This is a genomic window from Hymenobacter elongatus (genome assembly GCF_004745955.1).
In the GTDB taxonomy this organism is placed as follows: domain Bacteria; phylum Bacteroidota; class Bacteroidia; order Cytophagales; family Hymenobacteraceae; genus Hymenobacter; species Hymenobacter elongatus.
The window spans coordinates 110,711-122,608 of sequence record NZ_SRLD01000004.1; the positions used below are offsets into that span (position 1 = coordinate 110,711).

At 60.1% G+C, this 11,898-nt stretch carries 13 protein-coding genes; 6 read left to right on the top strand and 7 right to left on the bottom strand.

Annotated elements, in window-relative coordinates; translation table 11 throughout:
• Positions 1–56 precede the first annotated feature (56 nt).
• Together E5J99_RS03510 and E5J99_RS03515 are read left to right on the top strand one after the other, a co-directional pair.
• Positions 57–971, top strand: a complete 915-nt coding sequence (locus E5J99_RS03510) for a TIGR01777 family oxidoreductase (RefSeq protein ID WP_135496331.1) — start codon at positions 57–59, stop codon at positions 969–971.
• 23 nt (positions 972–994) lie between these two features.
• Positions 995–1,492 carry a hypothetical protein gene (locus tag E5J99_RS03515; RefSeq protein ID WP_167851961.1) on the top strand — a complete coding sequence of 166 codons (498 nt, stop codon included), beginning with the start codon at positions 995–997 and terminating at the stop codon, positions 1,490–1,492.
• A 78-nt stretch (positions 1,493–1,570) separates the two neighbouring features.
• On the opposite strand, the gene E5J99_RS03520 is transcribed toward E5J99_RS03515, so the two are convergent.
• The 6 genes from E5J99_RS03520 to E5J99_RS03545 form a co-directional block, all read right to left on the bottom strand.
• The gene (locus tag E5J99_RS03520) at positions 1,571–3,943 is read right to left on the bottom strand and encodes a transglycosylase domain-containing protein (protein WP_135496333.1); all 2,373 of its coding nucleotides are present in this window, start codon (positions 3,941–3,943) and stop codon (positions 1,571–1,573) included.
• Between the two features lie 116 nt (positions 3,944–4,059).
• Positions 4,060–4,452 (bottom strand): hypothetical protein, encoded by a 393-nt coding sequence (locus E5J99_RS03525; RefSeq protein ID WP_135496334.1) that lies wholly within the window; start codon positions 4,450–4,452, stop codon positions 4,060–4,062.
• Between the two features lie 111 nt (positions 4,453–4,563).
• Positions 4,564–5,367, bottom strand: coding sequence for a ferritin-like domain-containing protein (locus E5J99_RS03530; RefSeq protein WP_135496335.1), 804 nt, complete (start codon positions 5,365–5,367; stop codon positions 4,564–4,566).
• Positions 5,368–5,378: 11 nt separating this feature from the next.
• The gene (locus tag E5J99_RS03535) at positions 5,379–6,992 is read right to left on the bottom strand and encodes a DUF4153 domain-containing protein (protein ID WP_135496336.1); all 1,614 of its coding nucleotides are present in this window, start codon (positions 6,990–6,992) and stop codon (positions 5,379–5,381) included.
• Between the two features lie 81 nt (positions 6,993–7,073).
• Positions 7,074–7,367 (bottom strand): winged helix-turn-helix domain-containing protein, encoded by a 294-nt coding sequence (locus tag E5J99_RS03540; protein ID WP_135496337.1) that lies wholly within the window; start codon positions 7,365–7,367, stop codon positions 7,074–7,076.
• Positions 7,364–8,017, bottom strand: a complete 654-nt coding sequence (locus E5J99_RS03545; RefSeq protein ID WP_135496338.1) for a hypothetical protein — start codon at positions 8,015–8,017, stop codon at positions 7,364–7,366. Before E5J99_RS03545 ends, E5J99_RS03540 begins: the two co-directional genes overlap by 4 nt.
• Positions 8,018–8,308: 291 nt before the next feature.
• Here E5J99_RS03545 and E5J99_RS03550 point away from each other — a divergent pair, with 291 nt between their 5' ends.
• The 4 genes from E5J99_RS03550 to E5J99_RS03565 are packed head-to-tail and all read left to right on the top strand — an operon-like array spanning position 8,309 to position 11,157.
• Entirely contained in the window at positions 8,309–8,725 is a 417-nt protein-coding gene (locus E5J99_RS03550; RefSeq protein WP_135496339.1) for a hypothetical protein, read from the top strand.
• A gap of 50 nt (positions 8,726–8,775) precedes the next feature.
• Positions 8,776–9,564, top strand: a complete 789-nt coding sequence (locus E5J99_RS03555) for a class I SAM-dependent methyltransferase (protein WP_135496340.1) — start codon at positions 8,776–8,778, stop codon at positions 9,562–9,564.
• A 42-nt stretch (positions 9,565–9,606) separates the two neighbouring features.
• Positions 9,607–10,485, top strand: a complete 879-nt coding sequence (locus E5J99_RS03560; RefSeq protein ID WP_135496341.1) for a UbiA family prenyltransferase — start codon at positions 9,607–9,609, stop codon at positions 10,483–10,485.
• Between the two features lie 60 nt (positions 10,486–10,545).
• Positions 10,546–11,157 carry a hypothetical protein gene (locus E5J99_RS03565; RefSeq protein WP_135496342.1) on the top strand — a complete coding sequence of 204 codons (612 nt, stop codon included), beginning with the start codon at positions 10,546–10,548 and terminating at the stop codon, positions 11,155–11,157.
• Between the two features lie 16 nt (positions 11,158–11,173).
• On the opposite strand, the gene E5J99_RS03570 is transcribed toward E5J99_RS03565, so the two are convergent.
• Positions 11,174–11,842 carry a DsbA family protein gene (locus tag E5J99_RS03570; RefSeq protein ID WP_135496343.1) on the bottom strand — a complete coding sequence of 223 codons (669 nt, stop codon included), beginning with the start codon at positions 11,840–11,842 and terminating at the stop codon, positions 11,174–11,176.
• Between the last annotated feature and the right edge of the window lie 56 nt (positions 11,843–11,898).

An 11,898-nucleotide genomic window follows, 5' to 3' on the forward strand; every position in this document is an offset into this window, starting at 1 on the left:
ACTTCGCTACGAAACCGCCACTTGCTGGTAGCCACTCGCCGACAGCACTCCCGAAAATGTCCCGAAAAGTTCTTATCACCGGTGGTACTGGCCTGATTGGCACCCGCCTGGCCGACATGCTTATTGATGCCGGCTACGAAGTGGCTATTCTGAGCCGCCAACCCAGCCAGAGCCGCTACCGCAGCTTCCGCTGGGACCCCAGTGCGGGCACTATCGACGAAGCAGCCGTGCCCTACGCCGATTATATTATCAATCTGGCGGGCTCCAGCGTGGCGGATGGCAAGTGGACTACTGAGCGTAAGCGCGACATTCTGACCAGCCGGCTGCAGGGTACCAGTCTGATAGCACGGGAGCTGGCGAAGAATAACCAGCACGTGCGCACGTTCCTGTCGGCCTCGGCCATTGGGATCTACGGCGACAGTGGCGACCAACTGGTGACAGAAGAAACCCCGCCCGCTTCAGCCAGTGACTTTCTGGTGGCCGTGTCGCAGCAGTGGGAGAAAGCCGGGCAGCAGGTCCAGGCGTTAGGAATCCGGACGGTGCTGATGCGCATTGGCATTGTGCTGAGCACGGAAGGTGGAGCGCTGGTACCGCTGGCGCGCACGGTGAAAATGATGGCTGGTGCTCCGCTGGGCTCGGGCCGGCAGTTCATGTCCTGGATTCACCTCGACGATTTGTGCCGCTTGTTCATTCAAGTGTTGGAAGATGCCCGCTGGCAGGGCACTTACAACGCCGTGGCTCCCAATCCGGTAACCAACCAGGAGTTTACCGAGACACTGGCCGAGGTGATGCACCGGCCGCTAGTGCTCCCCAAAGTTCCCGCTTTCGGCCTCAAGCTGATGATGGGCGAGATGAGTGAAATCGTGCTGGGCTCCCAGCGCGTAAGTGCTGATAAGGTGCTAAAAACTGGTTTTCAGTTCGAATACCCACAGCTGAAGGCGGCCCTTGAGTCGTTTTATGGGGACGAGTAATGAGAATTGGTACTAGCCTCGTAGTGATACTACTGGCTCAAGCCTGCAGCCAGCCCTCGGACCAGCTGGCACTGCCGGCCGCTGGCTCTTACATCGGCTTAGAAAGCATGGGGTCGAGTCGTGATGACATTACGCCCGATGACACCACAGACCATTGGTACCACGAAAATAGGTTGACTTTCCGGGGCGACTCCGCTTTTTTGGAACAAGTCCCCGTTGTTGTTAAAGAGCAGGAAAAGTCGTATTCGGCGTCCGATGGTGGGTTTTACAGCTTTCGAGGCAAGATTAGCCAATACCGTGATTCACTCGTTGCTCACTTTCTGCTAGTCAACCACGACTACGTACTGATTGGTTATCATATGGTAAACCCAGCAGACAGTGCGTCATCGTTGAGCTTCGAAGAAAAGCTGAAGCGCGGTATGCTGGTACTTGATTCCGGTGCGTTCCGGGAGTCGTATCGGGTAATGGTCTATCCAGACCGGCTGATCATGGACAGCGTAGCTTATCAACGAAAAAACTAGTAGTGGTTACTACCATCGGATACGCGGTAGCTCACTACACTCAAAAACAGCTGTGTTGGTTTCGGGTACTGAGTGCTGCTACAGCTTCAAGCTATCCGGTAAGGTCGCACCCTCGCTATTCAACTGCTCCAGCAGATTATCGGTAGCAATGGTATCCACTGCCTCTACCCGGCGGCGGCGCGGCTCCGACTCGGATACACAGATGTACTTTTTGCTGATTTTGCTGGTGGGCTTCGGGAACGGACCCATCGTAATATCGAGGTCTTTATCCTGATATAGCTTCTCCATGTAGGTGCCGTAGATGGGTAGTGCCATCCGCCCACCTTCGCCCTGCTGCGAGCCCACGAAGTGAATGCTACGGTCTTCGCCGCCCACCCAAACGCCTGTTACGAGCTCTTTGGTGACGCCCATATACCAGCCGTCGGAATAGTTGGAAGTGGTGCCGGTCTTGCCGCCAATCTGGTTGTTGTTGTCCCAGAGGTCATACTCCCACAGGGCTTGGGAAGTGCCGCCGGGCTCGTCCATGCCGCCGCGCAGCATATAGAGCATCAACCAGGCCGTTTCGGAAGGAATTACGCGCTTCTGCTTGGGGTCGAACTGGTGAATGACGTTGCCGTTGCGGTCCTCGATGCGGGTAATGAACTGCGGCTCGCTCTGGAAACCGTTGTTGACGAAAGTGCTGTAGGCATCCACCATTTCGTACACGTTCACGTCGCCGCCCGAACCCAGGCCAATGCTGGGCACTGAGAGTAGCGGGCTCGTAATACCCACGTTGTGGGCGTACTTGACGACGTTGCTCCAGCCTACTTTCTCGGTCAGCTGGGCCGTAACGGAGTTGACGGAACGCGCCATGGCGTGGCGGAGCGTCATGTTGATGCCCGTATATTCGCGGGTCACGTTGTCGGGCTTCCACTCCATGGGCTGGCCGTTTTCCACGTAGTTGATGGTCACGCGCTGGTCCCTGATTCGGTCGCAGGGCGTGTAGCCGTTGTCGAGGGCCGTGAGGTAGACGAAGGGCTTGAAGGTGGAGCCCGCCTGCCGCCGGCCCTGCTTAACGTGGTCGTACTTGAAGAAGCGGAAATTGATACCGCCCACCCAGGCTTTCACGTGGCCCGTGAAGGGGTCCATCGTCATCATGCCCGCGTGCAGAAAGTGCTTGTAGTAGGCCAGCGAGTCGAGGGGGGACAAAACCAGGGTGGTGTCGCCGTCGCCTTTCCAGGTAAATACCTTCATGGGGCGCTTGGCGTGCAGGGCCGAATCGAGGCGGGCGGGCTGGCCCTGGTAGCGGGCGGCCAGGATTTTGTACTGGTCGGTGCGCTTCATCTGGGTTTCGATGAAGTTAGGAATTTCCTTGCCCTCATCGTCTACCCAGGGGTTGCCGCCCCGGTTTTTCCAGAAGCGGTCGAACTGCTGCTGGAGGTTTTTCATGCGGTTCTGCACGGCATCCTCGGCGTGCTGCTGCATGCGCGAGTCGATGGTGGTGTAGATTTTCAGGCCGTCGCGGTACATATCGTAGCCGTTGGCCTCGCACCACTTGTTCACGAACTGGCTGACCGCGCCCCGGAAATAGGTGTCGGGGCCATCGATGTGCTTTTCGACGCGGTAGTGCAGCACGATAGGGCGCTGCTGAATCGAGTCGGCGGCTTTGGCGGTGAGCACCTGGGCCTGGCCCATGCGCCCGAGCACCAGATTGCGGCGCTTGAGGGCCGTTTCGGGGTGGAAGCGCGGGTTGAAAGCCGTCGGGTTGTTCAGCATCCCGACCAGCATGGCGGCCTGTTCGGCGTTGAGGCTGTCGGGGGAGGTATTGAAGAAGGTTTTGGCCGCTACTTTAATACCGAAGGCTTGGGAGCCGTATTCAACGGTATTGAGGTACATCCGCAGAATTTCCTCCTTGGTGTAGCGCTTCTCCAGCTCCACGGCCGTGAGCCACTCCTTGGTTTTGCTGATGAGTGTGCTGACGATGGGAATATAGCCGAGCAGGCCTCGGTCGCCGCGCCGGATTTTGTAGAGGTTTTTGGCCAGCTGCTGCGTGATGGTGGAGCCGCCGCCGTTGCGGCCACCACCGGCCACGGCCCGCGCCAGGGCCGTGAGGTCGATGCCGGAATGCTCGTAGAACCGGATATCTTCGGTGGCAATCAGGGCCTTGATGAGCAGAGGCGAAATCTTGCTGAAGGGAACCGGCGAGCGATTTTCGCGGAAGTATTTGCCCAGCAGCACGCCATCGGCGGTGTACAGCTCGGAGGCCTGTTCCACCTTCGGGCTTTCCATTTCCTCCAGGCTCGGCGACTTGCCAAACAGGAACAGGAAGTTGCTTTTCACCAGAATCGGGTAGAGCAGAAAAACGCCGACGCCGATTACGAAAAGCCCCCAAACGGTACGCGCCACGATGTTGGGCCAGCGGCGCGGGGGGCGGGAAGCAGCAGCGGTTTTCGGTTGTTCGGAAGCGGACATTCGGGACGGATAGAGGCAGAAGGAGCCTGGGCTCCCGGCAACTGAAGTAGCAAATATACCAGTTAGGCGCGGCCCCGTATGCGTCGGGGCAGTGCCGGCGTAGTATTTGCCCGATTTCAGCTCGCTCCTGCCCCCGGGCGCTGCTTGCGGCTTTGCCAGGTAGCCAGCACAATCAGCAGGCCTTTGCCCGAATCGAGCAGCAGATTATCTACCCGGTCATAGCTGACGTACAGGCCCAGGCCGATGCCAATCCACCAGAAGCCGAGCAGGTAGCACAGCGTATGGTAGTGAGCCGCCCGCCGCCACACCTGCCACAGCGCCGTAGCATCGACGAGCGACACGAACAGCAGCAGCCACGCCAGCGCATAGCCCATAAACCGCGTATCGGCGTTGACCCCCACCCCGAATTTAGCCAGCAGCAGATCAGGTGCCAGGAAGCCGCCGACGGTGAGTACCAACTCGATGAGCAGGGCGAGAAGCAACAGAATAAGCAACGAAGTACGGGCCATGCAAAGCAGCTACGCCTACCACCTACGTTAGCGGCTGGGTAGGCAAGCTAAGGAAAATGTGCTGTTGGGGCGGCTGGGGCATGCTGGCTGGTGTCCGATTGCCGGGCCGTCTCACTCGCCCGCCCAGAGGGCCCGGAAGGTGGGAGCAGTGGCATAGCAGACTGTCGGGCCAGCGGGGCGAACGGCTTTTACCTGTTGCCCGCGAATGGTAATCGAATCGGTGCCGGTCATCATGCGCTCGGCACGGTCCAGCTCATCCCACACGGCATCGGCAAAAGCCAGCAACCCAAAGCCGCCCGCCCGGAGCATGCGGTGGTAGGTGAGCCACACCAGCAGCGTGGTGCCCAGCAGCAACAAGCGGTACGCCAGCCGAATCGTCCAGCTGAGCAGGCCAGACCGGTCCCGTTCGAGCTGCCGCAGGCTGAAGCACTGGAAGTTGATGTGCATTTCCTCGGCCTGCATAATACGGCGGCAAATCTGCTGGAGAAGCCCCGAAAACGTGGCTTGGAACAGGGCTTTGTAGTATACGGCGGCAATAATTTCGGCCGTGAGCAGCACCCGAATCGTGTGCTCCAGGGTAGCCCACCGGCGTAGGCTCCGGAATATTGCATCGAGCCAGTGGGTGCGCAAGCGCGGTATTTTCTGGCCCTCCATGTACTCGCCCAGCACGCGGGCGTGGCCTTGCTCCTGCTTAATAAAAAGACGGATGGCAGCCGTATACTCAGCATCGCCAACGGCTTTCACCCGCTGGTAGAGGTGCTTGCCTTCTGAGCTTTCCCCTTTCTGAAAGTGCTGCAGCGAGTGCCGCACCTGCCGTTTTTCCCGGTCATTGAGGCGGTAGGGGTCATCCCAACTCAGCTGGTCGAGGTGGTGTTGATTTTGGCGGAAATACGTGGCCCAGTCCTGAAAAGTCATGTGAGAGGTAGTTAGCGGTTGGCAACCGACGGCGTGGTTGCTGCCGGGCGTGCAGCGGCAGGCTGTAGCGGCAAGGCGTTCATAGCGGTGTAAGCCCGGCTGTCGAGGTAGGTCCAGCTTTGCCAGCCGCGGCGCTGCTGGAGCCGTTGGAAGTTGCGCAGCCGGCGGTGCAACCGGTCGTTGGCCACGGCCCAGGACATGGGTTCCCACCGGCCGTTTACCTCCCATAGCAACTCCCGGCCCGGCATGGTAGCGGCCTCCGCGGCCAGCTCGGGCAGCACCCGGTCGGGCATAGCCAGCAGGAAGCCGTAATCGACGCGCTGAAAGCGGGGCTGCAGGTTGTAGTGCGCCATCCAGACTTCCCAGTTGCCGGCGGCCAGTAGCAGCAGCAGCGCGTAGGCAGCCAGCGCGTTGAGGCGAACCAAAGAATAGGCCGAGCGGCGCTGCCAGATTTTCAGCAGAATAGTAGCCAGACCAAAGAAAGTCAGCAGCAGAAAGCCGTAGACACCGATGCGCTTGTAGGCCAGACCGGTGTAGTGGATGTAATAATAGTTGCGCAACGCCACCGAAATAGCCAGCACGGCGTTCTGCACCACCCACACCGTAGCGCCAAGCCGCAGCCACCGCAGGCCAGCGGCGTAGAAGTTAAGATTGCGGCGGAAAAACCACAGCACGATGCCCATAGCCACCAGAATACTCAGAATGAGTACGTAAGTGCCCTCGTGCACAAACTGGGTCATATCGAAGCCGGGCGCGGGGCGGAAGCCAAACCAGATCCAGGTGATGTCGATGAGGTTGACGACCAGCAGCAGCGCATTCACCAGCCCGAACAAGCCCAGCGCCACCAAGTATTCCTTGCGTAGGTCGAGCGCCCGGAAGTCTTTGCGCTGAAAGTCCGGCCGACGCACTCCGAACGACGCTACCCGGTCGCGCTGCCGGCGCACAAACTCCCCGAAGCGCGACTCGTGGTCGGCAAAGAAATGAATGGGCACCACCAGTAGCGTGCCGCCCGTGAGCAGCAGGCCCAGCACGAAAAACAGCAGGTGGGCAAAGGAAATGTTGATCAGCAGCGCGCTTAGCCAGGTAGCTACGGTCTCCAACGCCTGCTCCGCATACGCACTGTAGCGCGGATTTGCCAACGCAAACAGCACGTGAAATACGCCCAGCGTCAGCACCGGCACCACAAGCAGCCGGGCATAAAAGCCCACGCGCCGCGCCTCTGCTCCTACTTGCCGGAGCGGCCGCACCAGCCCCAGCAGTGCCGGCACCACCAGCAGCTGATTGGCCAAGGCCGTAAGCAGCGCGTAGCCCACGAGCTTCAGATGGGGCTGATTGACGTAGCCCAGCACCAAAGCCAAGGACACCACGCAGGCCAGATGCGCGGCAAATGAGCCATACACCGCCACGAATATCCCACTGAGCAGTGCCCCCCCACTCGCCAGCCAGAAGTAGCCGGAGCGCCGCGCGGCGGCAGCTTTGGGAAGGGTAGCCAGCACGGCTGTCAGCACAAACCCCGTGTAGAGCATCATATTGACCCCGGCGCGCTCCTGCCAGAACAGAAAATCGAAGAGCACCGCACCCAGCGGCAGCAGCAGCTTTTGGACGGAAGTAAGCGGAAAACGCATGACTACGGGGAAAGAAGGTGAGTGATTTATAGTCCCAAAAGAACTTTGTATTTCAAAGTAAAAGGGCAAAAAAAAGGCGCTTTACCCACGCAGTAATTTTTCCAGGGCTGTCAGATGCTCCTGAAACGCTTGTTTGCCGCTGGGGCTGGCGGTGTAGGTCGTATTTGGCTTTTTACCCACAAACTGCTTGCTGACTTGCACATAGCCCGCTTTTTCCAGGGCTGCCACGTGGCTGGCAAGGTTGCCGTCGGTCAGGTCGAGGGCCTCTTTGAGCTCCGTGAAGCTCACCGAATCGTTGGCCAGCAGCACGGCCATAACGCCCAGCCGCACCCGGTGGTCGAAGGCCTTGTTGAGGGTATGAATGACGTGCTTCACAGTTGGGGCCGCGCGGCGCGTTCGTAGCGGTTGTACATGAGCAGGCCGTAGCCGATGTGCCCCAATCCGAAGCCCAGAGCGAAAAACAGCAGCCCATAGCCCGGCAGCAGCAAGGCTACCAGCCCTAAGCCGATCTGGGTAAGGCCCAACAGCCGGATTTCGTCGAGGGTGTATTTGCTGGCATTGAGCAGCGCCAACCCGTAGAACAGCAGCATGCCGGGTACGACGAGGCTGGCCACGCCGCGCAGATACAGCGCCAGACAGAACAGACCGCCCGCCACCAGCGGAATAACCAGACTCAGCGCCAGCCGGCGGCCCAGCGTGCTCCAGATCACCTGCCCATCTTGGCGGGCCCGGCGCAGCGTGAAGTAAGTGGCTACCAGCAGCGCGGCGACAATCATGCCGGCGGCCAGCGCCACCAGAAACGGCAGCGCGGCCCGCTGCTCTACGGCCGAGCCTTCGACCAGCCGTACGAAGCCGCCTTCGCCATACTGCTCCCGCAGGTACCAATGACCGGTACCGGCCCCCAGCAGCGCTACCACGCCTGCGCCTACGCCGGACAGACCACTGAGCGACAAAAACCGCGAGGAACGCTCCATAATGGCACGAATCTCAGTAAGCTGGGCAAGCGGATCGGTAGCGGGCTTCATATTTCCAGAGCACTTTGTGTTGCAAAGCTAAATAAAAGAACGGTGCTGCCTATAAGCTTGGCCGAATTTTTTGTGGCTATCGATGTGCCCGGTGGAAAAAGCCTCTCCGAATCTTAATGCAAAGCGCGTGTCCATGCTTCCCATTTCGGGAATTAGCTACTCAAAATGGGGGGCAAAATTCCCGTAAATACTCTCATTACGGCAAACCAGCTGCTTTTTCGCTTGCGTATGTAGGCACAGCTCATTCCACTGCTGTCAGCTATTTTTTCACTCCCCGTATTCTCCGGCCCCATGGTACAACAGCTCCTCTCCACGTATTCTACTATCCGCCGCACGCTGCTGCTGTGGCTTCTCAGCAACTTTGGCGGTACGCTCTGGCTGCTCATCGACTTCTCCCTGGACCGGCTCAACGACTATTCCATTGCGCTTATGGTGGGGCTGGTGGCGGCTATTGTGTCCTTGAGCATCGTGCCGCTGGTGCTGCCATTTTTCGCGCTGATGAGCAGCTACTACTCCGGCTGGTCGCGGCGCAGCATGGCGCTGGCGGGCATTACGGCCTTTTATATTCTGGCAAATCAACTGCTACTGTTGCTCATGCCCATCGATTCACTGAGCAGCTTACTTGCATTGTCGCTGCCCTACCTGGGCGCGGCCCTGCTCACGGTGCTCTGGCTGTATGGCCCGGCCGCCAGCCGCTACAAATCCTGATACACTAGGACTCCGCTGACCTGACACAGGTTTTGTGCGTACTTAGCCGCGTGAAACTTCGCCTTCAGCTATTCGAATTTGAAGACCTGCCCTGGTTTCCGGAAGTAATTCGGGCGGGCATGATGGATTACCTGCGCTTCATGATCAGTGGGCTGCGGATCTACCAGCCTATCGTACCGCTGCTGCGCGAGGCGCTACAGGCAACGGGGCAGCAGCACATAGTGGAGCTGTGCGCGGGCGCGGGCGGCGGCACCGAAGGAGTCGCGCTGGCCCTGCGCCGGCAGCCCGGGCTCCGCCAGCTGCGCGTCACGCTCACCGACCTCTATCCCCAGCCCGAGGCGTGGCAGCTGCTACAGGAGCGTACTGCCGGCGCTATCGGCTACGAAAGCGCGGCGGTGGATGCGCTGGCGGTGCCCGTGGGGCTTGCTGGTTTCCGGACGGTATTCTCCGCTTTCCACCACTTTCCGCCCGCTGCCGCCGAGGCGCTGCTGGCCGATGCCGTGCGGCAAGGCGCGGGTATTGGCGTGTTTGAAGGCGCCGGAAAGCACTGGCACGAAATGCTGCTAGCCTGGACCATATTACCCGTGGCCCAACTGCTGATTACGCCTTTGATTCGCCCTTTCCGGCTCAGCCGCTTGCTTTTCACCTACGTGCTGCCGCTCATTCCGCTGTTCACCATCTGGGACGGCACCGTGTCGATTCTGCGCATGTACCCGCCCGACCAGCTTCTGGCCCTGGCCCGGCTTGCCGACCCGGAGCACCGCTTTCAGTGGCAGGCGGGAAAAGTGCGTCACCGCTGGGGGCCGGAGGTTACGTACCTGGTAGGGTATCCACGCTAAGCTTCGCAAAGGGGGTTGCGGGCGAAAGCCTACATTTGCCGCATGCTGCTTGCCTACCGCCGTGCCCTGCCGTTGTTGCGTATCCCCTTTTCTATCTACCTGATGCCCGTGTACTGGTTTGGCCTGAGTGCCCTGCGCGGCCCGGTAGACGCAGCACGGGCCGTAGGCGTATTCGTGGTGCTGCACCTGCTGGCTTACCCGGCTTCCAACGGCTACAACTCCTACTACGACCGGGACGAGGGCAGCATCGGGGGTCTCAAGCAGCCACCGAAAGTTTCCGAGGAATTAATTCATCTGGTGTGGCTGTTTGATGCGCTGGCGGTGCTGGGCGCGTGGCTGCTGTCGCCACTTTTTGCCGTGCTGGTAGCCGTGTACCTGCTGATTTCAAAAGCCTACAGCTACGAGGGAATCCGGCTCAAAAAGCACCCGTTTCTCAGCACGGCAGTAGTAGTAATTTTTCAAGGCGCTTTCACGTTTCTGATGACGCAGATCGGCGTGGGTGCCTCATTGGCAGCTATTACCGCGCCTACCAACCTGCTGCTGGCCTTGGTTAGCACCCTGTTTTTGTGCGGCTCCTACCCACTGACGCAGGTGTACCAACACCAGGAAGACCGCCAGCGCGGCGACCAGACGCTCAGCCTGTGGCTGGGGCTGCGAGGCACATTCGTTTTTGCCGCCGTGGGCCTGCTACTGGGGGCGGCGCTATTGGCTTTCACGTACTGGCTGCGCGCCGAAACCCGGAATCTGCTGCTTTTTCTGGTGGCTACCGGGCCGGTGGTGTACCTGTTTGCGCGCTGGGCCTGGGCGGTGTGGCACGCCCCCACGGCTGCCGACTACGAGCACACGATGCGTATGAATCAAGTATCGTCGCTGTGCCTGAGCGCGGCATTTGTGGCTATGCTGCTGCTGGCGCGCCTGTAAGCGCTCAACAGCGGACAAGGACACCACGTAAGGCATAAAGCTTACTTTCGAATCCTCGCTATGCGCGTTACCAACCTGATTACGCTGCTTTCTTTGGCAGGTGCCTGCTCCTCCCCCGATGCAGCCCGCACCACCGACACAACGACTTCGGCCCCGATGCCGGAGCCGCCGGACACCACACGTGCCCGCACTGTCACGGCCCAGTCGGATACGCTGAAGGTAGTCCGCCAGCAGCACCCATTTTCCGCTCCCGGTGCGCCCGATGTATTTACGCTGGCGGTGCGTGGCACATCATTGCTCACCGGCGAGGCTACCTTCACTATAACCGATGCGACCGGGCAGGTTATTTTTCGGGAGATGCTGAGTTCGGCCGATCTGGAGGCTTCTATGGTGTATGAGATGAAAACGCCCACCGCTACGCCCGCCAAGCGCGAAGCTTTCATCCGCCGCCGTCTTGACACGTTCTTTGCTGAGCGGAATTTCCATAAGCCCGCGCTGGGACCCCAGGAAACCTACGCGCCCGGCGACCTGGACCGCGCCACCTGGGATGACCTACACCAGCGCCCCGAGGCCGTGAGCTTTCACTACTTGGTCGGAAAAGAGGACAAGCGACGCATCGTTTGGTCGCCGCTCAAAAAGCAAGTGGTCCGCCTCGCCAGCTTCGGCGGCTAGCCGCCTGCGGAGCTTTTCAGCTATTGCCTTCTGCTGCGGCCTGCCGCATAGCCAGCTCCAGTCCTTCGACGAAGGCCGCATAGGGCTGAAACCCACGCGCCAGCAGATAGCCTTGGTCACCGGCCCGCAGAATAGTAGTCGGGAAGCCCTGCACGCCAATGCGGGCCACGGCGGCAAATTCCTGCCGCGTGGCCTGAGCCGTTTCGGGCAGCGCCAGCCGCCGCCGGAACTCGGCTACGTTCAGGCCAAAATCGGCGGCCAGCGGCTCGTAGGTAGCCGGGTCGTTCAGGTTTTGTCCGTCCCGGAAATAGGCCTGCTGAATAGCGTGCGCGAAGCTGGCTGCCTGATGATAAGGGTCGAGCTGGCGGAAAACGGTCAGGGCGCGGCACGGCGGCTCCGAATCCTGCCGGTAGCTGCCTTCGGCTCCCAGCTGCCGGAAAGCCGGCCCAAACGTGACGCCCGCCACTTTTTCTACCTGCTCCAGCGCCCCGCTGATGTATTCCCAGTCGTTGCGGATCGGGCCAGCCTGCGGGCCCGTCACCATGCCCCCACTCAGGGCCGAAACCGTCAGGCGACCCGCAAACTCGTTTTGCACCCGCTCTATCACCGGGCTCATGCCGTAGCACCAGCCGCACAAGGGGTCGAAGATGTAGAGAAGCTCGGGTAGGTCGGTGGGTTGTTCCATGGGGTTGCGGGCAAAGCAGTAAGACTCGCAAAGGAATCAAAAGTTTGAGCCGATTA